Source organism: Dactylosporangium sp. NPDC000521 (genome assembly GCF_042898305.1).
Classification (GTDB): Bacteria; Actinomycetota; Actinomycetes; order Mycobacteriales; family Micromonosporaceae; genus Dactylosporangium.
The window spans coordinates 223860-248749 of the sequence record NZ_JBIAYW010000007.1; the positions used below are offsets into that span (position 1 = coordinate 223860).

Sequence of the window (24890 nt, forward strand, 5' to 3'; positions counted from 1 at the left end):
CCAGGTGGCGGACCGCCTGCCGTGAGCCGCTGCGGCCGGCGGCGATGCACGCGCGGCAGAACGGTCCGGCGACCGTTGCCGTCGGGCTGCGACCGCGGTGCGGGTGGGCAATCCGCTCAGCGTCGGCCCGCGCCCGTCGACGGTGACAGCACTGCTGGGTTCGATCGGAGGCCGCGATGCGTGACGGGAAGCTGCGGGTGATGTCACGGCCGCTCCAGCATCGTGCCCGGGCGGCGGGCGGGGCGACGCTCGCCTCGGCCGTGCTGGCGGCGTTCGCCGTGTCCGTGTTCGCCGTCAACCTGTCCGGTCCCCGGACCCCGCTGGTGCTGTTGTGGCTGGCGGCACCCGTGTCGGTGGTGATCCCGGTGCTCGCCGCGGCGAGGATCACGCGCGCGGCCCGGTTCCCCGCGCCGACCCGGCGCTTCTGGAGACATCTGGCCACCTGTGCCGCCCTGGCCGGGATCGGTGTGGCCTCCAACGCCCGCGACGCGCTCGGCAGCGACACCGCCAGTCAGGACCTCTCGCCTGTCACCGTGGCCACCTACAGCAGCGCCGTGCTGACGCTGCTGTGGGGGCTGTGGCGGTTGCCGCTGGGCACCACCAGCCGCGGGGACAGGATGCGGATCGGCATGGACGCCGGCACGGTGCTGGTGGCGGCGACGGTGTTCATGTGGCACTACCAGACCCGCCCACTGCTCGAGGCCGGCAACTACCGGGCACCGTCGTTGATCGCGGCCAGCTTCACCCTCGTCCTGGAGCTGCTCGCGGTGTTCGCCATCGCGAAGGTCGCGCTGTCCGGGCACAGGTTCGTGGCGCGCGGCGCGTTGCACCTGTTCGCCGCGGGCATGGTCGCCGGTGCGCTCAGCGGCTTCCTGCAGCGGCTCATCGTGGACAAGCCGCACCTGGGCCTGTCCCAGATCACCGTCCCCCTGGTGATGATCTGCGCGACGGCGGCGGCGAGACGGCAGTGGCAGGCGTCCACCGCGCCCGGCCGGCGATGCCCGGCGGGCACCCGACCGTCGAGCAACCTCCCCTACCTCGCGGTGGCCGCCGTCGACACGCTGCTGCTGGTCACCATCTTCACGGACGACGGCGATGAGCGCCTCGCGGCGGTGGCCGCCGTGGCGTTGACCGCCCTGGTGGTGTGGCGGCAGATCACCGTGTTCCGCGAGAACGCCCGCCTGGTCGCCCGGTTGGACCACAACGCGACCCACGACGCGCTCACCCAGCTGCCCAACCGGGCGCTGTTCAACGAGACGCTCGCCGCGGCGCTGTCGTCGACGGCGGCTGGGCACAGGCACGGCGTCAGCGTCGCGCTCGTCGACCTCGACGACTTCAAGACCGTCAACGACACGCTCGGCCATGCGGCCGGCGACGCGCTGCTGCTCGCCGTGGCCCAGCGCCTCGTCTCGGCCGTCCGCCCCGGCGACGTGGTGGCGCGCCTCGGCGGCGACGAGTTCGTGGTGATCCTCGACGACGTCACCCCCGCCGGCGCCGAGCAGGTCGCGCGGCGAATGATCGCCGCTCTGGGGGAACCGGTCGTCGCCGACGGGCACGAGCTGCTCGTGCGCGCCAGCATCGGCATCGCCGGCGGCCGGTCCGGCGACGACGCCGGTGACCTGCTGCGCCGGGCCGACATCGCGATGTACGCCGCCAAGCACGGCGGTGGCAGCAGCTGCCTGTCGTACACCGACGGCATGGCCGGTGCGGTGGCCGGCTCGGCCGCGCTCGGCGCCCAGCTGCGCCAGGCCGTCGACAACGGCGAGCTGTTCGTGGAGTACCAGCCGATCGTGTCGCTGGACAACGGCCGGATGACCGCCGTCGAGGCGCTGGTGCGGTGGGCGCACCCCACCCGCGGAACCTTGCCGCCGGCGGAGTTCATCCCGGTCGCCGAGCGGACCGGTCTCATCGTGGCGGTCGGCGAGTTGGTGCTGCGCGAGGCGTGCCGGCAGCTGGCCCGCTGGTCGGCCGAGCACGGCCAGCTGGCACCGGCCGCCGTCAACGTCAACGTGTCCGCGCGTCAGCTCGCCGAGCCTTCCTTCGCCGACCGGGTCGCCGCGGCGCTCACCGAAACGGGCCTCGCGCCGCACCGGCTCACCCTCGAGATCACGGAGAGCACCGCCGTGGCGCTGGGCGACGCCGTCGCGCACCTGGAGGCGCTGCGCCGGTTGGGCGTCCGCGTCGCCCTCGACGACTTCGGCACCGACCAGTCGTCGCTCACGCTGCTGCAGAACCTGCCGGTCGACGAGATCAAGCTCGACCGGTCGTTCGTGCAACGCCTGGCCTCGGGACGCGCCGAGGCCATGCCGGCCGCGGTGCTGGCGCTGGCCCGGGTGGTCGGGCTGGACGTCGTCGCGGAAGGGGTCGAGGTGCCGGAGCAGGCACAACAACTCGCCACCCTCGGCTACCGGACCGCGCAGGGCTACCACTTCGCCCGCCCGATGCCCGCGGACGCCGTCGACCGGCTGCTCACCGCCGCACCGGTGGCCGGCGCGTCGACATAGCGGGACGTCAGGGCCCGCGCGTCAGCCGACGGCGGCCTTCACGTCGTCGAGGGGCACCGCCGTGGCGTTGGACACGAACGGTGCCGGACCCGCGAACGCGAGCTGTCCGCTCCCGTCGACCGTGGCGATACCGGCGACGTACAGCCCGGCGGCCTTCACGGGCACGGCGGCCGGCTTCGGTGCCGCGAAGACCGCGAACGTGGTGCGGCTACTGGAACGCCCCGGCCACGCGGACCTGCCCGTCGGGGTCGGGCCGAGCCGCGTACACGGGGTCGGCGTCATCGTCCCAGGAGAACAGCGCGTCCCGCTCACCCAGCAGCTCCCAGGCCCTGCGCAGCTCGTCGTCGTCTGCGACGCGCGCCGCCGTGAGCAGGACGGAAGCGCTCGACCGGTGGAAGATCCGGACCCCGCCCAGCAGCATCTCGTCGCCGAGGACCGCCTCGGCGGACTGCCGTGACCCCGGCGCACGCCGGACCAGCCGAGGCCGCCGGAAGACCGCGAAGACGGCTCGTGGGAGCACGTCCTGCCGCACCGCCTCCAGGTCGGCCGCCGAGGCGACCAGATACCAGCGCTCGCCGCCGAACCCGGCCGCCCACTGCTGCAACACCAGCAACTCCCCCGCTCCGGCGGCGAGGTGCCGGTGCAGCCCCGCCCAGAACTCGTCGTCCGCCGGCGGGTAGTAGGGGAATCCGGCCCGATCGATCGCGTACGGCGAGGAGCCGACAGGTTCCGCATCCACGAGGCCGAGGTCGTCCAGGGATCCGTAGGAACCCAGGTAGACCGCGTCCTCCGTCACGTAGACCTCAACGTGGTCGGTGACCAGCCGGCACCAGAACTCAGCGCCCGCCAGCATCACGCCGACCAGCGAGACCGCCTCGTCCGGCGTCAGGAGACGACCGTCGTGGTACTCGGAGACCGGCCAGCGCTCAGCCGGTCCCCAGACCTCCGGCTCCCGGATGGCCACCCGCGCCGCCGTACCGATGGCGAAGACTCGCTCCAGCACGGTGGTCAACCGGCCGCTATCGGCGGGCACCATCCACCAGCGACACACCACCTCAGTCACCCACCCATCATCGAGCTCCCAGGTTTGCACCCGCAGGCCTTGCCAGCGAACTGTGCGCCGTCTCTTGCCGTCGTGCGGACGGCCGTCGGCCGCGGCGGCGCGGAAGGTGTGCGCCGGCTGACCGGAGACTGGCCGGCGTAGCGGCTGGGCCGAAGAAGCTGTACGCGGGTGGTGATGAGGGTGCGGCGCCGGGTCCTGGGTGGGACCCGGCGCCGCCGTGCCCGGCCCGCGGCGCTGCGTTCCGTTACGTCAGCAGCCGGAGCGACCGTTGGCGGACGTCGACGTAGCGCTCGTGCACCTGCGGGGTGCCGGCGGCGGTTACATCCTCGGCCGCGACAGGCCACTGCGGCGGCTCGGCACCGCCGGACAGCGCCCAGGCCGCCTGACGCGCCGCGCCGCGCGCGACGTACTCGCCGGGGCTCGGCACGCTCACCGGCGCGTCGAACAGCGCTGGTGCGATCGCCCGTACCGCGCGGGAGTTGGCCGCGCCGCCGATCAGCAGCACCCGGTTGACCGGGGTGCCCTGAGCGCGGAGCGCGTCGAGGGCGTCGGCGAGCCCGCCGAGCATGCCCTCCACCGCGGCCCGCGCCAGGTTCGCCGCCGACGCGTTCGCCCGCGTCAGCCCGGCGAGCAGACCGCGCGCGTCGGGCAGGTTGGGGGTACGTTCCCCGTCCAGGTACGGCAGGAGCGTCAGCCCTCCCGCGCCCGGCGGCGCCGAGAGCGCCAACTCGTCGAACTCGGCCAGCGATCGGCCCAGCAGGTCGGCGACCGTACCCAGCACCCGGGCCGCGTTGAGCGTGCACACCAGCGGCAGGAACCGGCCCGTCGCGTCGGCGTAGCCGGCCACCAGCCCGCTCGAGTCGGCGGTCGGAACCTCGCTCACCCCGAACGCGCACCCCGAGGTGCCCAGCGACACGACCACGTCGCCGGGCCGCAGGCCGACGCCGAGCGCCGCGGCCATGGTGTCACCGGTGCCGGCGGCGAGCACCGCGCCGGACGCGGTCTCGCCGACCATCTCGGCGGGCCCGGCGACCCGGGGCACCGCCAGGTCCCGGCCGAAGGCAAGCTTCACCAGGTCCCGGCGGTACTCCCCGGTCGCCGGCGACCAGTACCCGGTACCGGAGGCCTCGCCGCGGTCGGTCGTCGGCTCGCCCCCGTCCGCACGCAGCCGGTGGGTGAGCCAGTCGTGCGGCAGCAGCACCGTGGTCGTCCGAGCCGCGAGCTCCGGCTCGGCGCGGGCGAACCAGCGCAGCTTGGTGACCGTGAAGCTGGCCACCGGCACCAACCCGACCGCATCGGCCCACGCCTGCGGGCCGCCGAACTCGTCGGTGAGGTCGACCGCGGCGCGCGCCGAGCGGGTGTCATTCCACAGCACGGCGGGACGCACCACTTCGCCGGCCTCGTCGAGGCAGATCATGCCCTGCTGCTGCCCGCCGACGCCGATCGCGGCGACACCGTCCAGCAGCCCGGCGCTGGCCTGCTCGTACGCGGCCCACCACAGGCGCGGATCGGCCTCGGTACCGTCAGGGTGCGGCGCGCGGCCCTCCCGGAGCACCTCGCCGGTGTCCGCGTCGCACACCACGACCTTGGTCGATTGGGTCGACGTGTCGACCCCGGCAACCAGTGTCATCGCACGCCCAGCAGGTGTTCCATAGCCAGTCGATCGAGGCGCTCGAACACCGTGCCAGCGGCTTCGACCGGGTCGAGTGGGGCGCGGGTGGCGTCATCGAAGTCGTCGGGGGCGGTCCAGCCGACCGTCCACGATCCGAACGAGGACTTGTCCTGCGGAGCAGGCGTGAAGCCACTCATGGCGGTGCCTCCGTTGTTCGCGGTTGAGGCGACTTTACGCACATCAACCGGTTAGTTCAATGCCCTTCCAAACCCCGTTCGGGCGATGGCGCCGGCGGCCGGAACGGAGCAGGCGATCGTCGCATCGGCACAGGCTACCGATGGTAGGGACAGCCCTACCATGAAGATCAGGGTCGGCCGTGTGCCCTGATCGAGCGTGCTCGACAACGCTGAGGTCCATGCGAAACACGGTGGCCGTCGAGTTGTTCGACGTGACGAAGACGTACCCGGGCGCTGGGGTTCGGGCGCTCGACGGGGTGTCGGTGGCGTTCAGCGCCGGCACGTTCAATGCGGTGATGGGGCCGTCCGGCTCGGGGAAGTCCACGCTGCTGCAGTGTGCGGCGGGGTTGGACCGGGCGGACTCGGGGCGGGTGCTGCTGGCCGGTGAGGAGATCGGGCGGCTGCGGGAGCCGAAGCTCACCGAGGCGCGCCGGAAGCTGGTCGGGTTCGTCTTCCAGTCGTACAACCTGATCGACTCCCTGTCCGTCTGGCACAACGTGCTGCTGCCGCAGCGGCTCGCCGGGGTACGGCCGGACCGGGCGTGGGCGCGGGAGGTCGTGCGCCGGGTCGGGCTCGCCGGGCGGGAGGACGACCGCCCCGCGCAGCTGTCCGGTGGGCAGCGGCAGCGGGTGGCCCTCGCAAGGGCGCTCGCCGCCCGGCCCGAGGTGATCTTCGCCGACGAGCCGACCGGGGCGTTGGACCTGACGACCGGCCGGGAGGTGCTCGACCTGCTGCGCGAGGCGGTCGACGGCCTGCACACGACGATCGTCATGGTCACGCACGACCCGGCGGCGGCCGCGCGGGCGGACCGGGTGGTCTTCCTCGCCGACGGCCGGATCGTGACCGAGCTGGCGAACCCGTCGGCGGCGCAGGTCGCCGCCCAGATGACCGCCGTCACCGACCGCAAGGTCACGACCACGACCGGGAGCGCCCGATGACCCGCCTCGCGATCGCCACCCTGCGCAAGCACCGTGGCGCGTACCTCGGCACGTTCGTCGCCGCGCTCCTCGCCGTGGCGTTGCTCGCCGGTGGCGGACTGCTGCTGTTCTCCGTCCTCACCGCGAAGCCGCCGGCGGACCGGTTCGCCGCGGCCTCGGTGGTGGTGGCGGGCGAGCGGGAGATCAGCCTGGAGACCGTGACCACGAAGCACAAGAAGGAAGGCAAGACCAAGGTCAAGCGCAAGGTCAAGACCGAGCGGCTGACCGGTGCCGGCACCCTGCCGGTCGACCTCGCCGGCCGGGTCGGCGCCCTGCCGGGCGTCACCGGAGCCGTTGCCGACTACGCGTTCCCGGTGCAGGCAACCACCAAAGACGGGCGGCCGCTGCGGGGCGCCGACGACGCGCCCGTCATCGGGCACGGCTGGGCGTCGGCGGTGCTCACCCCGTACACCTTGAACAACGGCCAGAAGCCGGGCCCGGGCGACGCCGTGATCGACGCCGACCTCGCGGCGCGAGGCCACGTCGCGGTCGGCGACGAGCTGCTGGTCACCACGCGCACCGGGGCGCGCACGGTGCGGGTCAGCGGCGTCGCGGCACCCGCCGGCCGGGACGGGCTGCCCGCGCAGGGTGCGCTGTTCCTCGCCGACGCCGACGTCGCGGCCGTCTCGGGGCTGCCGGGGCCGACCGCGGTCGGGATCTTCGGCACGGTGGACCCGGCGCAGGTCCGCGCCGCCGCCGGCGCCGCCGACGTCCTCACCGGCGCCGACCGGGTCCGGGCCGACCTGCCCGGTGCGCTGCCGGACTACATCGGCCCGATCTCGATCTTCGGGTTCGTCATCGGCATCACCGCGTTCGCGGCGATCTTCGTCCTCACCGGCACCGTCACGCTCAGCGTCCGGCAACGGCTGCGCGAGCTGGCGCTGCTGCGGGCGATCGGCGCCACACCGAAGCAGCTGCGCCGCATCCTCGGCCTGGAGAACGTCGTCCTCGCCGCCGTCGCCGCGCTGCCCGCCGCCCCGCTCGGCGTGCTCTTCGCCGAGGTCGTCGCCGCCCGGTTCCAGACGCTCGGCGCGGTGCCGGCCCAGTTCGAGGTCCAGACCAACGTGCCGGTGCTGCTGCTCGCGGCGGCCGCCGGGGTACTCGTCACGTTCGTCGCGGCGCGGATCGCCGGGCGGCGGGCCGTGCGGATCGCGCCGACCCAGGCGCTCGTGGAGACGGCGACGGCGCCCACCGGCGGCCTCGTGGTGCGGATCCTCGCCGCGCTGGTCGCGACCGCGGGTGCCGTCGCGGTGCTCACGTTCGTGCCGCTGGACGGGCCGTTCGGCATGGGGATGAGCTTCATCTCCTCCGCCCTGCTGCTGTGCGCGGTCGCCGCCGTCGGCCCGCTGCTCGTCCGCCTGCTGACCACGATCGTCGCCCGGCCGTTCGGGCTGGCCGGGCTCGTCGCCCGCGCCGAGTACCGCCGGGTCTCCGCCGTCGCCGTCCCGCTCGTGCTCATGTTCGCGATCAACACCGTCATGCTGCTCAACGGCGCCCTGTCGAGCCGGCTGGCCGGTCAGGAACAGGTGGCCCGCCAGGCGCCCGCCACGGCCCAGGTCGTCGGTACCGGCGGACTGCCGCTCGACGCCGTGCGCCGCCTCGCCGCACTGCCCGGCGTGACCGGCGCGGCCGCGCAGCTGCCGACCCGGGTGATCGTCGCGCAGGGCGGCAAGCCCGAGGACTACCAGGCGCAGGGCCTCCTCGTCACCGGCACCGACGCCGCCCTCGACCTCGGCGTCGTCGCCGGCGCGTACATCACCGACGGGTTCGCCGGGAGCTTCGGGGCAAGCTCGGCCTTGGTTCGGCAGTACGGCTGGCGGATCGGCGACCAGGTCCCGCTCTGGCTTCCCGACGGCCAGCAGCAGCAGTTGCGTCTTTCCATGGTGTACGAGCGGGCGCGCGGCTTCGGCGACCTCGTCATCCCCGCCGACCTCGTCGCGGCCCACGACCCGCGCGGGCTCGTGCGCACGGTCGGCCTCCGGTACACGCCGGGCACCGACGAACGGATCCGCGCCGAGTTCCCCGCGCTGCGCCTCACCCCGACGCTCGACGCCGCGCCGCCCGGCGACGCGTCCAACCAGCAGGGCGCCTGGGAGCTCATGGTCGTCATCTCGCTCGGGTTCACCGCGATCGCCGTCATCAACACGTTCGCGATCGCCGCCACGGCCCGCCGCCGCGAGTACGCCGACCTGCGCCTCATCGGGGCGACGACCCCGCAGCTGCACCGGCTCGCCGGCGCCGAGGCCGTCGTCACCGTCCTCGTCGGGCTGCTGCTCGGCGCGGCCGTGACCGGGATCGTGGTGGGGGCGTTCAGCATCGCCCAGGACGGCGTCTTCCGGGTGTTCGTCGAGCCCGTCACGTACGCGGCGATGGCCGGCGGGGTCGCCGCCCTCGGTCTGATCGCCGGGTTCCTGCCCACGCGGCTCATGCTGCGGCGGCGGACGCTGGCGAGCCGGGTCTGACCCCGTACCATCTGCAACGATGCGCAAGATCATGGGTTCGGTGCGGCCGCTGGCCTACCTGGCGACCGCACCGATCGCCGGGGTGGTGGGGTTCGTCTGGAGCGTCGCCGCCACGGTGGTCGTCACGGTGCTGGCCGTCACGCAGCTCGGCGGGCCGGCGTTCCTCGGGGCTGCCTGGGTCACCCGCGCGCTGGCCTCTGTGGAGCGGCGCCGGGCGGGGTGGGTGCTCGGTGCGCCGATCTCCGCCCCGTACGTGCCGGTGACCGGCTCCAAGGTCGCCGGTGTCGCTTCCCAGCCGGCCACCTGGCGGGACCTCGCCTGGCTCGTGGTGCTGTTCCCGCTCGGCCTGGCCGGCGGGGTCGCCGGCCTGGTCGTGGCGATCGTCGACCTCGCGTCGATCGTCGCGCCGCTGTGGGCGTGGGCGGTGCCGAACCCGCACGCGCCCTGGCCGATGAAGCCGCTCATGACCACCGTCCCGGGGCGGTTCGGGCTCACCGTCCTCGGGCTGGCGCTGCTCCCGGTCGCCGCCTGGATCGTCCGTACGCTCGCGACCGCCCTCGCCCGGCTGGCCGCCGCGCTGCTCGCACCGGGCGAACACCGCCGGCTCGTCGAGCAGGCCTCCCGCCTCGCCGAGACCCGCCGCCGGGTCGTCGACGCCCAGGCCGCCGAGCTGCGCCGCATCGAACGCGACCTGCACGACGGCGCGCAGGCCCGCATCGTCGCTGCGGGGATGACGCTCGCCCTGGCCGCCCGCAAGCTGCGCACCGACGGCGACGCCGCATCCGACGTGGCCCTCGCCCGCCGGCAGCTCGACGATGCTCTCGCTGAGCTGCGCCGCCTCGTCCGCGGCATCCACCCACCGATCCTCACCGACCGTGGCCTGCACGCCGCGCTCGCCGCCCTCGCCGGCGACAGCCCGTTCCCCGTCACGGTCAACGTCTCTTCTTCGAGCGATGACCGCTACCCTGCCGCGGTCGAGTCGGCCGCCTACTTCGTCGTCGCCGAAGGCCTCACCAACGCCGCCAAACACGCATCGGCGTCGACCGGAGTCGTCGAGATCCGCCGTACCGGCGACACGGTGCACGTCACGGTCACCGACGACGGCCGCGGCGGCGCCGACCCCGACGGCACCGGCATCGACGGCCTGCGCCGCCGCGTCGAGGCCCTCGACGGCACGCTCACCCTGTCCAGCCCGCCCGGCGGGCCAACCGTCCTGCACGCGGAGCTGCCATGCGCATCGTGATCGCCGAAGACCTGCTCCTCCTCCGCGACGGCATGATCCGTCTGCTGACCGACACCGGCCACACCGTCGTCGCCGCCGTCGACACCGCCGACGCCCTCGTCGATGCCGTCACGGAACACCAGCCCGACCTGTCGATCGTCGACGTCCGCCTACCACCGGGCTTCCGCGACGAAGGCCTCCGCGCGGCGCTGCGACTCCGCTCCGCCGACCCGTCGGCGAAGGTCCTCATCGTGTCGCAGTACGTCGAACGCGCCTACGCCGCGGACCTGCTCGCCGACGGCCGCGGCGGCGTCGGGTACCTGCTCAAGGACCGCGTCACCGACCTGGACGAGTTCCTGGACGCCGTCGACCGCGTCGCCGCCGGCGGCACCGCCCTGGACCCCGAAGTCGTCCGCCAACTCTTCACCCGCAACGCCCGCAACCACGGCGTCGAAGGCCTCACACCCCGCGAACGCGAAGTCCTGCATCTCATGGCCCAGGGCTTGTCGAACACCGCCATCTGCACGACGCTGGTCCTGGCCCCCGTCTCGGTCGAGAAGCACATCACGAATATCTTCGCCAAACTCGACCTACCGCCCGCCGACGACGCCCACCGCCGCGTCCGCGCCGTCCTCACGTACCTCAACAGCTGACCGGTCTCCGCGGAACCATCCCGTAGGCACGGAAGCACGCATCGTCATGGGAGTTGGTCGATTCAGAGGCATTGGGCCGGAAATGCGCCAGAGCGCGCTCTCCACTGAATGTTCCTACGACTGCTCCAACAGTCTGATACGTTCCTCCACTGCACCGGCGCGCGCATCTCCGAGGATACTGTAAAGTTCTACCACTCTCACGAGATGCTCAATCGCCTGAGTTGGATTACCGATCTCCTCATAACGGTCCGCCGCCGTCAGACTGGCCGCAATTTCAGCACGATAGTCCTGAAATCTGCGAAATACTGTTATCGCCGACTTGAGTGCGTCAGTTGACTCGTCGACATTGCTCGCATCGGCCAAACTCTGCGCCAAGGCGAGTGACGCCCATGCAACCGACCACACATCACCGATCTCTTTCAAGATCGAGATCGCTTGCCTCTGCATCGCGATGGCTTCGCCCAAGTCTCCGAGCTCGCGTTTGCATTTGCCCAGGCTGAGCATGGACATGGCCACCCCTCGGCGAACATCATGCTCCCGGAACACGACAATCGCGTCATGATAGTGCCCGAGCGCTGTTCCGAACTCTCCGCGCTCCTCAGCAACAAGACCGAGGCCCCTGAAGGCAAATCCTTCGAGCCAGCCGATTGCGAGGCGATGAGCCAGTTCCGCAGATCGGCTGTATCGCACACGGGCATCCTCCAGCCCACCTAGGCGCCATGCGGCATCTCCGAGCAATTGCGTATTGGCCGCTTCCCCGAATTCATCACCGAGCGCAACGGCCGCCGCCAACCCCAACCTGTGATTGTCTTCCCAGTCGGACCAGTAGGACCCGATCTCGAAGAGGGCACTGGACGCCATCGCCATCTTCCAACATATGTCATATTGCCCTACTTCGTGAGCGTGCCGGAGCAGCGCAATGAGGTTGAAGCGCTCGGCCTCGAACCATGTCATGGCAGCAGGCCCACTTTCGAACCCGTCAGGCAGCTCCAGCTCACCGACTGGAACAAGAGGCACCACGACCGAGTAGGGAAGAACCGCGTACCTCGCAGCGTCGGCCACGTGCAGGTACCACGTCAGCAGGCGTCGAACAGCAACTGTTCGACGCACTTGCGACTCCTCGGCCCGGACGCGCTCGAGCGAGTACGACTTGAGCAGGTCATGGAAACGGAATCGATTTGCCGTTACCTCCTCCACGAGATGCACGCTTGCCAGATCGCGAAGACTCCGTCTTGCAGATGCCACATCAAGCCCGAGAAGGGCGGCCGCCGGTTCTACGGCAAGTTCGGACCCTGGATGCAGCGAGAGCACTCTGAATACTCTCCTGAGATCGTCCGACAAGGCGCTGTATGACCAGGAGAAGACAGCACGCGCATCGCTCAGTTCGTCTTCGCTGGAGGCGACAGCATCGAGCCTGCTTCGCTCACTTTCGAGTTCGACGACCAGATCCGCCAACGAGAAGCCCGCCAGGCTCGCCGCGCGCTCCGCAACTACCCTTAGCGTCAACGGAAGTCGCCCACACAGGTCTGCGACCCGAACCGCATCTGCGGGGTGTCTCGCGACGACGTCGGCACCCAGCAGCTCCGCGAGAAGGTACACGGAGTCGTCGAGCGAGAGCGTGTCCAAACGAATCCGCATTGCCCCATCCCTAGCAACGAGACCCTGGAGCGAGCTGCGGCTGGTGATGACCGCACAACATCCCGGCACGGCGGGCAGGAGTGGCCGAACCTGGTCAGACGAAGCAACATTGTCAATCATAATGAGCAGGCGCCGGCCGTTGATGACCGACCGAAACAACGAGGCGCGATCCCCAACGCCGTCGGGGATCTCGTCTGGCTGGACATTCAATGCCCGCAGAAAGATGTCAAGAGCGTGCGCGGGAGTGAGCGGCAGCGATCGCCCGTACCCATGCATGTCAATATAGAGCTGACCGTCCGGGAACTGACCGCGAACGCGATCCGCCCAATGCAGGGCAAATGCCGTCTTGCCGACACCCGGAAGCCCAGCGATTGCGGCGATCAAGGGAGCAGATGTCACCTGCATCGAATGGTCAAGCTTCGCCAGGTCGACCATCCGGTTGATGAACGTCGATGGTGCCGATGGGAGCTGATGCGGTGAGGGCAGCAACCTGCGGCCTGAGTGAACGTTGATGTCACCGTGCATCGACCCGACCTGGATGACGTTCTCAGCATCACCCGAAAAGTCATTGACGTTCCGCTTCAGGTCAGACATGCGGCGCCAGCGAATGCCCATGGTCTCGCCGGACGGCAGGTCGGACGTGCTTGCCGGACCCGACCCAAGGCCCGAATTCCGAGTCGGCCGATGACACTCGTCCAGCACTGCCCAAACCTGGAACCGACACGGCGGGTCGATCCAGGCGCTCCGATGATCCACAAGTCCCTGATACTTGTCGGACACCAATCACAGTGGTCATACTGCTTGAATGTCGAGTCGCAGAGTTCGCTTGATCGGAATACTTCTGACAGTAACCGCGACCAGCCTCCTTGCCTGGTATTTCACGAGCGTTGGCCTTGAGGACGCCGACCGAGTCGCCAGCGTGATTGGGGTCTTCCTCGGATTGGCAGGGCTTGCCATTACCCTGTTCGGTCCAGAGCTGGGAGCGCGCGCCGGTCGGACATCTCGACGCGACAGCAGAGACACGCGAGGCGGCACTACGCACAACACAGTATCGGGCGGCACAATTCACGGATCAGTTCTCCAAGGACGGGAATTCTCGGGACCAATCAGTTTGGGTCACGACTCAACTCGGCCGGTCGACGGCGGAGACGAAGAAGCCGCGCCGGAGCAAGGGCAAAGGTGAAGGCGTCGCGCACCACACAGTCAGCGATGCACGACGCGCTCCGAGTGCCACATGGGACTACGACGATGCCTACGTCGGCCTGTAGTTCCGATGTTCAATGGCACGCGCCCAGGCCGCTTCAAATGACGTGACGCAAAATTGCGCAACGGTCCGTTCCGTTACGATCTCCATCCCGAGATAGGTCCCGTCACCGGCAAAATGTCCAAATCGTACGATCTCATCGTCGAAGACCCAGAAGTCGTTACCTGGAAACGCCAGGTCAGAGGCCTGCCGCCTGGGCAGCCACCGTACGTCCTCACCCGCCGCCAGATTGAGATCCGCAGTTGATTCGTACTCATGTCGAAGAAAATCAGTAATCGGCTCCGATACGATCCGGAGTCTCCGGACAGCGACCCCTCGTGCCGTGGTGGATACCATCAAGTCGTACCAGTCTTTGAACTCTTTCCGGATGTCCACCCGCTCATTCATCTTCCAACGAAGATAGACTTCGTCGTCGGGCGTGTACGTGTCCCGCATCTCCATATGAACGGCAGACCGGTGACAATTGGCAAACAGCTCTTCGAATGTTGGATCGTCCGCCAACTACAGTGCCTCCTGAATGATCGCTCGCATGCGTGCCGGCAGCCTGACAACCTTCTCATGCGAGGCGATTGGGCTCATGATGTTGATTTCGTCGAGCATGGAACGGTCAGTGACCTCCCATCCTTGCAGCAGCAGGTCACCGGTGGCTTCATCAACCCACACCGAAGGACAGTTCCCCCCGTTGGTGTCCGGGTCGATGCCGATGAACTTGAGTCCCATGGCAACCTCCGCGCCAAGATGTAGTGAAGAGCCACTTCGGGTTCAGGCTCCCCCTTCACTGTTCGGCCGGTCAAGGACTATCCGCCACAAGCCTGAACTCTTCTTGGTCGGTGCAAGTAGTGACATTTTGCCGGACTCGATTACCACAATCAATGCTGGTTTCGAGGTCTAGCTTGATCGAACAGGCCTCGCTGCTCGATCCGCACAGGATGCCGCATCATCGAAGGCGGCGCCTCAGTCACCGGTCGGCGTTGTAACGCCAGCAACAGCCTGCTCGGCCTGCCGTGCCAGCTGATGGTGAGTCCGTTACTGGCTCTGGTGACCGCAGCGAACAGCAGCGATCGCGCCTCGCGCAACTTCCGTTCGCGCCGGATCGAGTCGTCCCGAGATACCGCTCGACGCCGGCTCGCCGGACGGCGCCGTGGCTCACTCCGACGATCGCGAGCTTCTGGCATGCAAGACCGTTGAACTGGTGCATGGTGCCGCCGTGGGCCTCGCCGTCGCCGCTGTCGAAAGCCTCGCTCACCCGCGAACGCGAAGTCCGGCACCTCATGGCCCAGGGCCTGTCGAACACCGCCATCTGCGCGACCCTGGTCCTGGCGCCCGTCTCGGTCGAGAAACACATCACAAAGATCTTCGCCAAACTCGACCTCCCCCAGCCGACGACGCCCCCGCCGCGTCCGCGCCGTCCTCGCGTACCTCAACAGCTGACCAGCCTCCTGAAGCAGTCATTGCGGGGAACGGTGGTACGACGCAACTCGGGTTCGCACGGGTTCTGGCGGCAAACCATCCCCACGTGCGCAAGGAGCGCCCGGCCGCCTCCGATGCACGGGTCGGGCAACGCGGACCACCCCGCGCACGCGGGGCGGTCCCGGGAGGTAGTCGTTCAGGGGTGCGCGAAGGTCGTGCTCCCCGCGCAAGTGGGGGTTGTCCGCTGTCCGGCACCGTCACCGAAACACGTCGTGGTGCTCCCCTCGCGCGCAGGGTGGTCCGGAACGGCATCCATGTCGGGGCGGTCGCGTCCTGCGCTCCCCGCGCATGCGGGGGTGGTCCCTTCGGCGTGCGCTGCCTCGCCCGGTACACCATGTGTTCCCCGCGCGCGGGGTTGGTCCCGGACCACCATCGGCTGGTTGTTGACGTCCTCGTGCGCCCCGCGTGCTCGGGGGGCCCGAGTCGTGACTCCAGCGGGCCGCATCGGTGCAGTGCTCCCGCGAACGCGGGGCGGTCCCGACGTCGGGTCTGCCGTCGAAGCCCAGCAGGTACTCCCCGCGCACGCGGGATGGTCCCACCCGCTACCCCGAACGGGGTTCATCCCGTCCGGGTGCTCCCCGCGCACGCGGGGGTGGTCCAGACACACATGGCGACTCCTGCCGACGTAGAGATGATCCCCGCGCATGCGGGGGTAGTTCCAGGTGTGGTCGCACAACCCCGGCAGGAACGGGTCGCGTTCCCCGCGTAAGCAGGGATGGTCCGTCGTCGAGTTCGAATTGCAGGGCAATAATGAGGTATTCCCCGCGCCCGGGGCGGTCCCCTGACGGTCGCCGCAGCGTGCGATGTGTTCCCGCGCAGGCGGGGTGTTCCAGACGCCGACAAGCGCGAGATGCTCTTGCAGGCCTGCTCACCGCGTACCCGGGAACGCCCGCGTCCGAATGTGCGCCGGCCGCGGCGTCGCGCATCGGACCGGGCCGCGCTGCACTGACGTAGATCTATCCGTCGGCCATGCCCGTACGGTGTTGGCAGCGCGGCGCAGCATCGGAATGGACGAAACGGTGATCCGGAATTGGGCCGGCCGGTACTGGAGATTTATGTCCAACTATGGTATGATTAGTTGCCTTTGTGCCTACCGTGGGTGCACACCTTCGAAAGGACACACATGGCGACCTCAGCCGACGACGTAGAGCCGAACGTCAACGCGTTCCTGGTCGGGCTCACCAGCGGGGGCAGCGCGGAGCTGTTCGCGGACCCGTTCCTGTTCGCCGATGCGGGCGGTGCCCGGCCGGTCTCCCGGGCGGACTTCCTCGCGATCCTGCCTCGCAGGGCCCAGATGTTCGCCGCCGCAGGATACGGACCCGCCGAGCTCACCACCACCGATCAGCAGCGCCTCGACGAGCACTACCTGCTGGTCCGCACCGACTGGTCCGCGCCCAGTCTCACCGGTGGCGAGCCTGCCGAGCTCTCCTCGTCGTACCTGCTGCATGAGGACGGCACGTCGGTGTCCGTCGTCGCGTACGTCAACCACAAGACCGTGCCCGGCATGTAGTCGACTCGCGGCGGGCGGGGCGTCGAACACCGTGGCGGCCCGCCCGGCGCGATCACGACTGGCTCTTCGCGGTCGTGGTGGCGGATCGGGGCTGGTGTCGCGGTCGTAGCCCGTCGAGGATGATCTGGGCGATGTGCGCCGTGCGCTCGCGGCTGGTCTCGGCTTTGGCGTGACGGATCGCACTGAAGGCGCCGGCGACGAGCGCCATCACGTCGTCGACCGTGACGTCCGGGCGCACGGCGCCGGCTGTGTGTGCGCGATCGAGCAGGTCTGCGACATGGCGGGTGAGGTCTGCCGCGACCTTCGGGGCGGCGGTGCGCAGGTCGAGTTCCGCGGCTTCGAGGGCGCTCTTGACGGTGACGTTCTCGGCGCCCGTGGCGATCATCCGGGACAGCTGCGTGAACAGAGCCTCGGGATCGTCGGTCGTTGCGAGTGCTTCCGCCTCTGTCACGAGCTGTTCGAACTCGTCGGTCGCGACGGCGAGGTACAGCGCTTCCTTGCTGGGAAAGTGCCGGTGGACCGTGCCGGGGCCGACACCTGCGCGGCGAGCGATCTCGTCGAGCGACACGCCGAGGCCTTCCGTCGCGAACAGCCGCTGCGCCGTGCGCAGGACCCGTTCGCGGTTGCGACGCGCGTCGGCTCGCAGCGCCCGGTCACTGCCGGGAGCTGCCGACGACTCCGCTGAGGCCCGTTCGGGCGGTTGGCTGGACATGGCACGCCTAGCTTAACCGGGGCGGCGCACCGTATGCTGGCGGCAGTAACCGGGGCGGCGCACCGCTTATGGTGGTCGTTCCTCGCCGGACCGGACCCGCCAGCCACGAGGGAGACCACGCGATGATCACGCGCGACGATGCCAGCGCCCTGGTCCTGCGGATGCAGGAGTGCTTCAACACACGGCAGTTCGACGAGGCCGAGAGCCTGTTCACCCCCGACTTCTACAGCCACGCGCTCGGCACCATCGGATTCGAGGCGGGCAAGGACGTCTGGCGCCAGGTCGTGACACAGTTCCCTGACATGCGCGTCGTCGCCGAGGACGTTCTGGTGGACGGCGACAAGGTTGCCATTCGCTCGTCCGTCCAGGGGATCACGACCCCGGACGGCGGCGCGCAGCCGACGCTGATCGAGATCTTCCGTATCGAAGACGGCCGCCTCGCGGAGACCTGGGGGATCACCGAAGGCCCGGATCCGCGTGTGCGCTGACACCGTCGCCGAGCCGGCCATGAACAGCAGCCGCGGCCCGGTGCCGCGAACCCCGTAGGACAGCCTGCTGCCGGGTATCCGGAGTGTCATCGTGCGGGTCGTTTCGTGTCGACGAGATGACGTGGTGCACGTGGCGGCGGGTGGTGGCGGCGAGCACGGCGGGCGAGGCGACCGCGATCACCGCCGCCAGCACGGCCGGGATGAGCAGCGCGACCGGGAGCGACGCACGGGAGGCGACGAAGCCGATGAGCGCCGGTGCGACCAGCCCGCCGCCGTAGCTGATGGCGGTGACGGTGGACAGCTGCCGCGCCGGTCCGCCGGCGGCGCCGAGCGTGCTCGTCACCACCGGCCACACCACGGCGATCCCGGCGCCGGTGAGGGCCCAGCCGGTCAGCGCGCACCCGACCCGCGCCGACGCGGTGGCCGGGAGCGCACCGGCCAGGAGCACCAGGCCGAACCCCGCGGTGGCGGTGCAGCCGGCCAGCCGCATGGTGCGGCCGGCGCCGAGCCGTGACCGGGCCGCGTCACCGACCAGGCGGACGGCGGTCATCGCGGCGAAGAACAGGGTGTACGCGAGCGAGCCCGTCGCGGTGTCCGCGCCGAGCACCCGGGTCGCGTGGAACCCGGCCCAGTCGGTCGCGGCCGCCTCGGCCACGAACGCGGCGGCGCCGAGCAACCCGAGCGCGACAACAACCGCGGACGACGTCGCAGCGCCCGGCGGCGGTACAGCATCCGACGGCGTCACAGCATCCGGCAACGGCGCAGCGTCCGGCCCAGTCACAGCAGACGGCGGCGTCACAGCGTCCGGCAAGGGCGCAGAGGCCGGCGGCTCGACGAGTGCGCGTCCTGCCACGGTCACCGCCACCGCCAGTACGAGCGCCCCGAGCAGCAGCAACACCCGTGCGTCCGCGCCGGCGCGCAAGCCCGCGGTGACGGCCCCGCCCGCCGCGACCGCGCCGAGCGTCCAGGTCCCGTGCATCGTCGCCATCACCGGCCGGCCGGCCGCGCGCTCGACCGCCACCGCCTGCACGCTCAGCGCGACGTTGAGCACGCCGAGCAGCACGCCGAGGCCGGCGGCGGCGACCACCAGCAGCTCGACCGAGCCGGACAGCGCCGGCCCGGCCAGTGCGAGGGCCGCACCCGGCGCGGTCAGCCGCAGCAGCCGCCGACCGGTCCACCGATCTGCCAGCCGACCGGCGACAGGCATCGCCACGAGCGCACCGACCGCGACCGCCATGAGGACCGCGCCGAGCCGGCCCGCACCGAGGTCGAGCCGGGCGTCGATCGTCGGCAGCGACGCACCCCACATGGCGCTCAGCGCACCCGCTGCCGCGTACTGCATCGTCACCGCGCCCCGTGCGCCCACCGCGAACCACCTCTCATCGGTGATCCGATCGTGGCCCCGCCGGTGCTCCGGACTCCAACACCTGTTCAGCGGCGATTGACGCAGTACGTGTGTGAATCGAGTACAACTGACGGGTGCCCGAGGATCTGGACATCCGGCTGCTGCGCCACTTCGTCGTGGTGGCCGAGGAGCTGCACTTCAGCCGCGCCGCGCGGAGACTGTTCCTGGCGCAGCAGGCGCTCAGCCGCAACGTCCAGCGGTTGGAGGAGCGGGCCGGCGTGCGCCTGCTCGACCGCACCACGCGGCGGGTCGTGCTCACCCCCGCCGGGCAGACGCTGCTGACCCGGGCGCGGGAGCTGCTCGCGCTGCACGACGCCACGCTGCGCGAGCTGCACGGCGAACCGCGCTCGTTGACCGTCGACGTCGTCGGTGCCGGCCTCACCCCGGCGCTCATGCTGGCCGCCGCCCGCCGCATCGCGCCGCAGGTGGAGCTCTTCGCCCGGTTCCACACCGGCACCGACGACGCGGTGCCGCTGGTGCTCGCCGAACGGCTCGACGTCACGTTCGGCCGGGCCCCGCAGCACGTCGACGGCCTACGGCACCGTCCGGTCCGGCACGAGCCGGTCGCGGTGCTGCTGCCCGAGCATCACCCGCTCACCGAGCTCGACGCCGTCCCGCTGCGTGCGCTACGCGGCGCCGGCGTGTGCTACCGCGCCGGCAGCCACGCCACACCGGGCTGGGAGCACGCGATGCTGCAACTGCTCGCGCCGTTCGGCATCGACGCGGCCGGCGCGCACCCGCACGTCCACGGCGTCGACGAGCTGGCTCAGCACTTCGTCGACCGCAACGGCCCGATCCTCGTGATGAGCACCCAGCCGGCGGTGCCGGGCGGCGTGCTCCGCCCGATCGTCCAGCCGGTCCCGCTGTTCCCCTGGGCGATGACCTGGCGCGCCGACGCGGACCATCCGGGGCTGCGCGCCCTGCACGCCGCGGTCGACGAGCTGGCTCCGGATTGGCCTGCCGTACCTGGCGATCCGCGCGACACCTGGCTCCCCGAACCAGAGTCGGGCCGAACCTGACCTCAGCCGACGGCGCCGGCCGGACGATGCGAGGTTCACGGCCCTGCCGAAGAGCTGGCTGACACCACCGATGTCTGCGCGGTTTACGTTTGCCTTTGGTGCGGTTGAAGCCTGCCTTGGGCACGGCATTCATCGGATGTACGCATTGACAGGCCGCCATGCGCTTGCGACAGTCGTCAGCGGCGAGGAACCCTCCCCTCCCTCACGGAGGTCCCGTCCCAGCAGGTGCGTCGGCGCGCTCCTCCCCGCGTTCCCTCTGGAAGGAACCTCCCATGAGCCTGTCCCGCCGCCAGGTCCTGTCCACCGGGCTGGCCGTCGCCGGCCTCGGCGCGACCGCCTACGTCGCCGGCACCGCCGACGCGGCCAGCGCCCCCGGCGACGTCGTCGGCAAGATCTCCGTCGGGTACCAGGGCTGGTTCGCCTGCCGCGGCGACGGGTCACCGATCAACGCCTGGTGGCACTACAGCGCGAACAACAGCCAGCCGCCGTCGCCGGGCAACACCACGCTCGTGTCGTGGCCCGACATGCGCGAGTACACGAAGACCTACCCGACGGCGTACGCGAACCTCGGCAACGGGCAGCCCGCCACGCTGTTCTCGTCCTACGACCAGCAGACGGTCGACACCCACTTCAGGTGGATGCGCGACTACGGCTGCGACACGGCCGCGCTGCAGCGCTTCAACCCGTTCGGGGGCGAAGGACCCATCCGCGACGCCATGACCGTCAAGATCCGCAGCGCCGCCGAGGCGTACGGCCGCAAGTTCTACATCATGTACGACGTCACCAGCTGGACCGACATGCAGTCGCAGATCAAGACCGACTGGACGACGAAGATGTCGGCCTACACCGCGTCACCGGCGTACGCGCGGCAGAACGGCAAACCGGTCGTGTGCATCTGGGGCTTCGGCTTCGCCGACGCCGGCCGCCCGTTCGCGCCGGGCCCGTGCCTGGACGTCGTCAACTGGTTCAAGGCCCAGGGCTGCTACGTCATCGGCGGCGTGCCGACCTGGTGGCGCACCGGCGTCAACGACTCCCGCCCCGGCTTCCTCGACGTGTACCACGCGTTCAACATGATCTCGCCGTGGATGGTCGGCCGCACCGGCGACATCGCCGGCCTCGACTCGTACTACAACAATGTCAACGTCGGCGACCAGGCCGACTGCAACGCCAGGGGCATCGACTACCAGCCGTGCGTCATGCCCGGCGACCTGTCCGCCGGTGCCCGCGCCCACGGCGACTTCTACTGGCGGCACATCTACAACATGACCCGGCTCGGCGCGCAGGGGCTGTACGTGTCGATGTTCGACGAGTTCAACGAGGGCAACCAGATCGCGAAGACGGCGGAGAACGCCTCGATGCAGCCGACGAACTTCGGCCGACCGGCGCTGGACGCCGACGGGGTTGCCTGCTCGTCCGACTACTACCTGCGCATCACCGCCGACGGTGGCCGGATGTTCAAGCGGCAGACGCCGCTGACCGCCACCCGCCCGACCCAGCCGGTCGCCGGCGGCCCGTCGACGCCCCCGCCGCCGACCGCGGTCGCGCTGCGCTCCCGGGCGAACAACCGGTATGTCTCCGCGCAGAACAACGGCGCCGCGCCCCTGCTCGCCGCCGCCACCGCCGTCGGTGCCGCGGAGCGGTTCGAGCTCGTCGACCTGGGCGGCGGGAACGTCGCGCTGCGCGCCCTGGTCAACGCCAGGCTCGTCTGTGCCGAGAACGCGGGTGCCGCGGCGCTGATCGCGAACCGTACAGCGGCCGGCCCGTGGGAGACGTTCCGGCTGATCCGCAACGGCGACGGCACGGTGAGCCTGCTCGCCACGGTGAACAACCGCTACGTCTGCGCGGAGAACGCCGGCGCCGCGGCGCTGATCGCCAACCGCACCGCGATCGGCGCCTGGGAGCAGTTCGACCAGGTACCCGCGTAGCGGATCACGTCATGTGCCCGGCGGCGCAGCGGGGCGGCAGAGGTGGGCCGGCACGCCTGACCGGGCCAGGGACGCGTCGAGCAGCGCGGTCCACTGTGGACGCCACTGTTCGGTGCGGCCGGCAATCTCCTCGCGGAGCAGGAGCAGGGGCACTCCGACGGAGGGGTACGGCGGCCGCCACCAGTCGGGGACGTGGTCGTAGGCCCGCTGCACCGTCGCGGAGGGTCCGGTGACGTCGACGCGCAGGTAGAGCCAGCGGCCCGAGTCGGGGTCGGCGTCGGCCTCGCGCAACGCCGTCACGAGGTCGGCGAGCGCGCCGGAGACCTGGCCGGACTCGGTGCTGAACGACGTGCGGTGCCGCGGGCCGCACTGCACGGTCAGGACGGCGGTGCCGTCGGCGCGCAGTCGTGCCGTGAGGTCCCGCAGCGCGTCGCCGTCGGCGGGCGCCGGGCGTGGCTGCTCCGGCGCGGAGCGCATGACGCGCTCGACGAGGGCGGCGTGCTGGTCGGGGCCGTTGAACGGCACCGTGCGCCCGGCAGGTTCGCCGTCGCCGGCGGGGTGTTCGGGCCAGGTGCCGCCCGGTGTCAGCCCGGCCCGGGTCGCCGCCTCGAGGGCGGTGCCGGGGTCGATCGCCGGTTCCTGCGCCGATGTACGGGCGTGCTCCACCGCGGCGAACAGGGCCAGGTCGGCGGTGCGCGAATGGGCCGCGGCGCGCAGGCGGGCCAGCACGTGCTGCCGGTCCGCCGAGGAGTCGGTGAGCTGCTCGACCGCTGAAGCGAGCGCCGTGGCCGCCTCCTCGAGCAGGATCCGGCATCCGTCCTCGCGCAGGTCCGGCGGGTACAGGGCGCGGCTCCATGCGGCGCCGTCCCACCAGTACATGAAGCCGATCACCTCGCTGGCGAGCAGTGCCTGGAGCCGGGGCCACGGCAGCCACGCCGGGCCGCCCGCGAGCAGGTCGACGGGCTCCCGGCACAGCTCGATCTCGCTGTTGTCGAGGTCGAGCCCGTAGAGCACCGCCCGGCCGCCGGTCACGGGCAGCAGCGCCCACCAGCCGTTGCCGATGTCGCGCATCCGCAGGCCGTCGGCGGTGAGGTCATAGCCGGGCATGATGCTGGCCGGCCGGCCGGCGGTCAGGGCGGACAGCATGGCCGGCTCGGCCCACAGGTCGTGCGGCGGCGGCAGGTCCGGCACGGGCACTGTCATCGTCGGTTCCCCCGTCTGGTCGCTGGCGTGACCGCCGCGAGTGTACGGACGAGGCTCAGGGGCGCGAGGCGAGGCGGTGGGCCTGCCCGTTGTGCACGTCGCTGACCCACTCCCAGCCGGGCTTGGCCGATGGGCCGATCCGTGGTCGTCGGGAGTCCGGCCGTCGCGCAGGGCGTGCACGTACGCCCGGTCCCGCTCGATCCGTGCGCGCACCTCATCGGCTCCGCCGACCGACCCGTGGCCGGGGACGACGACGTCGACGCCGGCCGCCACGTCTTCCAGCAGCCGCAGCGCCGCGAGGTAGTCCTCGACCGGGTCGGCGGCGGCGCCGTACAGGTCGAGCATCGGGATCAGGACGTCGGAGAGCATGTCGCCGGCGACGAGCACCCCGCGTTCGGCGATGACCAGCGCCGCGTGCCCCGGTGCGTGCGCCTGGTGCTCGATGATCCGGACCTGCGGGCCGTCCCATGGGACCTGCGTCGTCCCGGCGGGCAGGGCGGTGACGAGGCCGTACAGGTCGAGCGGGACCTTGCCGGCGATCTCGGTCTCGGCCAGGTGCTCGACGATGGCGGCCTTGGCCCCCGGATCGGTCAGCTCTTCCTGGACGGTGGCCGCGCAGCGGGCGGTCCCGTACCGAGGGGGCGCACCGAACCGGGCGTGCCAGAGCACGTGGTCCCAGTGCGGGTGCGTCGAGAAGCCCGCCACGACGGTCTGGTCCGAGGTGGACAGGTCGTCGGCGAGGCAGGCGAGTTCGTGGTCCTGCACGCCGGGGTCGATGAGCAGTACACCGGCGCGGCCCTGCACGACGATGGCGTTGCTCTGCAGGAACTCGCTCTGGTGGACCAGCACACCGTCCGCGATCTGCTTCAGCACGAGCCCGCCTCCTTCGCGTCCTGCACCGAGTAGCGGTGCATCGTGACGCCGTGCTCGAACGATCGCTGCTCGAGCAGGTCGAGGTCGATCGGCAGGTCGTAGTCGTCGAACAGCGGCCTGCCGAAGCCGAGGACCGTGGGGTGGGTGAAGAGCAGCAGCTCGTCGAGGAGTCCCGCCCGGAGCAGCTGCGTGGCGAGCGTCGCGCCGCCCACGCCGATGGCGCCGTCGGTCTGGGCCCGCAGCGCGGCGAGCTGCTCGATCGCGTCGTCTCCGCCGATGATCCGGGTGTTGTGACCGGCGCTGTGGCGGGTGCGGGAGACCAGAATCTTGGGCGCGGTGGTCCAGATCTCGCCGTACTCGCGCATGACCTCCGGCAGTGACGCGTCCTCGCGCGCCCGGGGCCAGTACTCCTCCATGGTCTCGTAGACGACCCGGCCCTGGACCATGAGCGCGAGCGCTCGTGCCCGCGCGTTGAACTCGCGGTGCAGCTCCTCGCCGATGCGCAGCCAGTCGCCGGCACCGTTGTCCCCGGGGACCTGCTCGATCCGCAGGTCGAGGGACACGTTCATCCAGTAGACGAAGCGACCCATCCTCTCCCCCACCCCCTAGTGATTGCGATTTGCAACCACTATATTGGTGGCGAATTGCCTGTCA

At 70.8% G+C, this 24890-nt stretch carries 20 protein-coding genes and 1 pseudogene; 10 read left to right on the top strand and 11 right to left on the bottom strand.

Annotated features, from left to right (window positions below; genetic code table 11):
• Nucleotides 1-176: 176 nt before the first annotated feature.
• On the top strand, nt 177-2504 hold the full coding sequence (locus ACFY3L_RS23985) for a putative bifunctional diguanylate cyclase/phosphodiesterase (protein ID WP_389327971.1): 2328 nt from the start codon (nt 177-179) through the stop codon (nt 2502-2504).
• 21 nt (nt 2505-2525) lie between these two features.
• Here ACFY3L_RS23985 and ACFY3L_RS23990 read toward each other — a convergent pair whose 3' ends face one another.
• The 4 genes from ACFY3L_RS23990 to ACFY3L_RS24005 form a co-directional block, all read right to left on the bottom strand.
• A complete protein-coding gene (locus ACFY3L_RS23990) occupies nt 2526-2669 on the bottom strand; it encodes a hypothetical protein (protein ID WP_389327974.1) in 144 nt (47 codons plus the stop codon).
• Between the two features lie 43 nt (nt 2670-2712).
• On the bottom strand, nt 2713-3567 hold the full coding sequence (locus ACFY3L_RS23995; RefSeq protein WP_389327977.1) for a hypothetical protein: 855 nt from the start codon (nt 3565-3567) through the stop codon (nt 2713-2715).
• A gap of 244 nt (nt 3568-3811) precedes the next feature.
• The gene (gene xylB / locus ACFY3L_RS24000; RefSeq protein ID WP_389327981.1) at nt 3812-5197 is read right to left on the bottom strand and encodes a xylulokinase; all 1386 of its coding nucleotides are present in this window, start codon (nt 5195-5197) and stop codon (nt 3812-3814) included.
• On the bottom strand, nt 5194-5376 hold the full coding sequence (locus ACFY3L_RS24005; RefSeq protein ID WP_389327985.1) for a hypothetical protein: 183 nt from the start codon (nt 5374-5376) through the stop codon (nt 5194-5196). Before ACFY3L_RS24005 ends, xylB begins: the two co-directional genes overlap by 4 nt.
• Nucleotides 5377-5594: 218 nt before the next feature.
• On the opposite strand from ACFY3L_RS24005, the gene ACFY3L_RS24010 reads away from it, so the two are divergent.
• From ACFY3L_RS24010 to ACFY3L_RS24025, 4 genes are read left to right on the top strand one after another with little or no spacing between them, the layout of a single operon-like run.
• On the top strand, nt 5595-6353 hold the full coding sequence (locus ACFY3L_RS24010) for an ABC transporter ATP-binding protein (RefSeq protein WP_389327988.1): 759 nt from the start codon (nt 5595-5597) through the stop codon (nt 6351-6353).
• Nucleotides 6350-8854 carry an FtsX-like permease family protein gene (locus ACFY3L_RS24015; RefSeq protein ID WP_389327991.1) on the top strand — a complete coding sequence of 835 codons (2505 nt, stop codon included), beginning with the start codon at nt 6350-6352 and terminating at the stop codon, nt 8852-8854. Before ACFY3L_RS24010 ends, ACFY3L_RS24015 begins: the two co-directional genes overlap by 4 nt.
• A 19-nt stretch (nt 8855-8873) precedes the next feature.
• On the top strand, nt 8874-10097 hold the full coding sequence (locus ACFY3L_RS24020) for a sensor histidine kinase (RefSeq protein WP_389327994.1): 1224 nt from the start codon (nt 8874-8876) through the stop codon (nt 10095-10097).
• Nucleotides 10085-10729, top strand: a complete 645-nt coding sequence (locus tag ACFY3L_RS24025; RefSeq protein ID WP_389327997.1) for a response regulator — start codon at nt 10085-10087, stop codon at nt 10727-10729. The genes ACFY3L_RS24020 and ACFY3L_RS24025 overlap by 13 nt, the downstream gene beginning before the upstream one ends.
• A gap of 114 nt (nt 10730-10843) precedes the next feature.
• On the opposite strand, the gene ACFY3L_RS24030 is transcribed toward ACFY3L_RS24025, so the two are convergent.
• The 3 genes from ACFY3L_RS24030 to ACFY3L_RS24040 all read right to left on the bottom strand — a co-directional run bounded on the left by ACFY3L_RS24030 (nt 10844) and on the right by ACFY3L_RS24040 (nt 14351).
• The gene (locus tag ACFY3L_RS24030; RefSeq protein ID WP_389328000.1) at nt 10844-12961 is read right to left on the bottom strand and encodes an ATP-binding protein; all 2118 of its coding nucleotides are present in this window, start codon (nt 12959-12961) and stop codon (nt 10844-10846) included.
• Between the two features lie 658 nt (nt 12962-13619).
• On the bottom strand, nt 13620-14132 hold the full coding sequence (locus ACFY3L_RS24035) for a DUF6879 family protein (RefSeq protein WP_389328003.1): 513 nt from the start codon (nt 14130-14132) through the stop codon (nt 13620-13622).
• Entirely contained in the window at nt 14133-14351 is a 219-nt protein-coding gene (locus tag ACFY3L_RS24040; RefSeq protein WP_389328006.1) for a hypothetical protein, read from the bottom strand.
• A 527-nt stretch (nt 14352-14878) separates the two neighbouring features.
• Between ACFY3L_RS24040 and ACFY3L_RS24045 the strand changes: the two are divergent.
• Together ACFY3L_RS24045 and ACFY3L_RS24050 are read left to right on the top strand one after the other, a co-directional pair.
• A pseudogene (locus ACFY3L_RS24045) lies at nt 14879-15062 on the top strand (LuxR C-terminal-related transcriptional regulator); the annotation flags it as partial.
• A gap of 1162 nt (nt 15063-16224) precedes the next feature.
• The gene (locus ACFY3L_RS24050) at nt 16225-16611 is read left to right on the top strand and encodes a hypothetical protein (protein ID WP_389328009.1); all 387 of its coding nucleotides are present in this window, start codon (nt 16225-16227) and stop codon (nt 16609-16611) included.
• A gap of 52 nt (nt 16612-16663) precedes the next feature.
• Here ACFY3L_RS24050 and ACFY3L_RS24055 read toward each other — a convergent pair whose 3' ends face one another.
• Nucleotides 16664-17323, bottom strand: a complete 660-nt coding sequence (locus ACFY3L_RS24055; RefSeq protein WP_389328012.1) for a TetR/AcrR family transcriptional regulator — start codon at nt 17321-17323, stop codon at nt 16664-16666.
• Nucleotides 17324-17445: 122 nt separating this feature from the next.
• Between ACFY3L_RS24055 and ACFY3L_RS24060 the strand changes: the two genes are divergently transcribed.
• Nucleotides 17446-17811 carry an ester cyclase gene (locus ACFY3L_RS24060; protein ID WP_389328015.1) on the top strand — a complete coding sequence of 122 codons (366 nt, stop codon included), beginning with the start codon at nt 17446-17448 and terminating at the stop codon, nt 17809-17811.
• Here the strand turns inward: ACFY3L_RS24060 and ACFY3L_RS24065 are convergent.
• Nucleotides 17780-19177 (bottom strand): MFS transporter, encoded by a 1398-nt coding sequence (locus tag ACFY3L_RS24065; RefSeq protein ID WP_389328018.1) that lies wholly within the window; start codon nt 19175-19177, stop codon nt 17780-17782. The genes ACFY3L_RS24060 and ACFY3L_RS24065 overlap by 32 nt on opposite strands.
• A 113-nt stretch (nt 19178-19290) precedes the next feature.
• On the opposite strand from ACFY3L_RS24065, the gene ACFY3L_RS24070 reads away from it, so the two are divergent.
• Both ACFY3L_RS24070 and ACFY3L_RS24075 read left to right on the top strand, forming a co-directional pair.
• Entirely contained in the window at nt 19291-20235 is a 945-nt protein-coding gene (locus ACFY3L_RS24070) for a LysR family transcriptional regulator (RefSeq protein WP_389328021.1), read from the top strand.
• Between the two features lie 272 nt (nt 20236-20507).
• On the top strand, nt 20508-22160 hold the full coding sequence (locus tag ACFY3L_RS24075) for a lectin (protein ID WP_389328024.1): 1653 nt from the start codon (nt 20508-20510) through the stop codon (nt 22158-22160).
• A gap of 9 nt (nt 22161-22169) precedes the next feature.
• Here the strand turns inward: ACFY3L_RS24075 and ACFY3L_RS24080 are convergent, their stop codons facing one another.
• Entirely contained in the window at nt 22170-24236 is a 2067-nt protein-coding gene (locus ACFY3L_RS24080) for an MBL fold metallo-hydrolase (protein ID WP_389328027.1), read from the bottom strand.
• Nucleotides 24230-24826 carry a dihydrofolate reductase family protein gene (locus ACFY3L_RS24085; RefSeq protein WP_389328030.1) on the bottom strand — a complete coding sequence of 199 codons (597 nt, stop codon included), beginning with the start codon at nt 24824-24826 and terminating at the stop codon, nt 24230-24232. Before ACFY3L_RS24085 ends, ACFY3L_RS24080 begins: the two co-directional genes overlap by 7 nt.
• Nucleotides 24827-24890 lie beyond the last annotated feature (64 nt).

Bases quoted from the DNA above. Each gene is read 5' to 3' on its own strand.
- ACFY3L_RS24060 (WP_389328015.1), top strand. From the start codon at position 17,446: ATGATCACGCGCGACGATGCCAGCGCCCTGGTCCTGCGGATGCAGGAG.
- ACFY3L_RS24010 (WP_389327988.1), top strand. From the start codon at position 5,595: ATGCGAAACACGGTGGCCGTCGAGTTGTTCGACGTGACGAAGACGTAC.
- ACFY3L_RS24030 (WP_389328000.1), bottom strand. From the start codon at position 12,961: ATGTCTGACCTGAAGCGGAACGTCAATGACTTTTCGGGTGATGCTGAG.
- ACFY3L_RS24055 (WP_389328012.1), bottom strand. From the start codon at position 17,323: ATGTCCAGCCAACCGCCCGAACGGGCCTCAGCGGAGTCGTCGGCAGCT.
- ACFY3L_RS24075 (WP_389328024.1), top strand. From the start codon at position 20,508: ATGAGCCTGTCCCGCCGCCAGGTCCTGTCCACCGGGCTGGCCGTCGCC.
- ACFY3L_RS24025 (WP_389327997.1), top strand. From the start codon at position 10,085: ATGCGCATCGTGATCGCCGAAGACCTGCTCCTCCTCCGCGACGGCATG.
- xylB (WP_389327981.1), bottom strand. From the start codon at position 5,197: ATGACACTGGTTGCCGGGGTCGACACGTCGACCCAATCGACCAAGGTC.
- ACFY3L_RS24085 (WP_389328030.1), bottom strand. From the start codon at position 24,826: ATGGGTCGCTTCGTCTACTGGATGAACGTGTCCCTCGACCTGCGGATC.
- ACFY3L_RS24015 (WP_389327991.1), top strand. From the start codon at position 6,350: ATGACCCGCCTCGCGATCGCCACCCTGCGCAAGCACCGTGGCGCGTAC.
- ACFY3L_RS24040 (WP_389328006.1), bottom strand. From the start codon at position 14,351: ATGGGACTCAAGTTCATCGGCATCGACCCGGACACCAACGGGGGGAAC.
- ACFY3L_RS24020 (WP_389327994.1), top strand. From the start codon at position 8,874: ATGCGCAAGATCATGGGTTCGGTGCGGCCGCTGGCCTACCTGGCGACC.
- ACFY3L_RS23985 (WP_389327971.1), top strand. From the start codon at position 177: ATGCGTGACGGGAAGCTGCGGGTGATGTCACGGCCGCTCCAGCATCGT.
- ACFY3L_RS24050 (WP_389328009.1), top strand. From the start codon at position 16,225: ATGGCGACCTCAGCCGACGACGTAGAGCCGAACGTCAACGCGTTCCTG.
- ACFY3L_RS24005 (WP_389327985.1), bottom strand. From the start codon at position 5,376: ATGAGTGGCTTCACGCCTGCTCCGCAGGACAAGTCCTCGTTCGGATCG.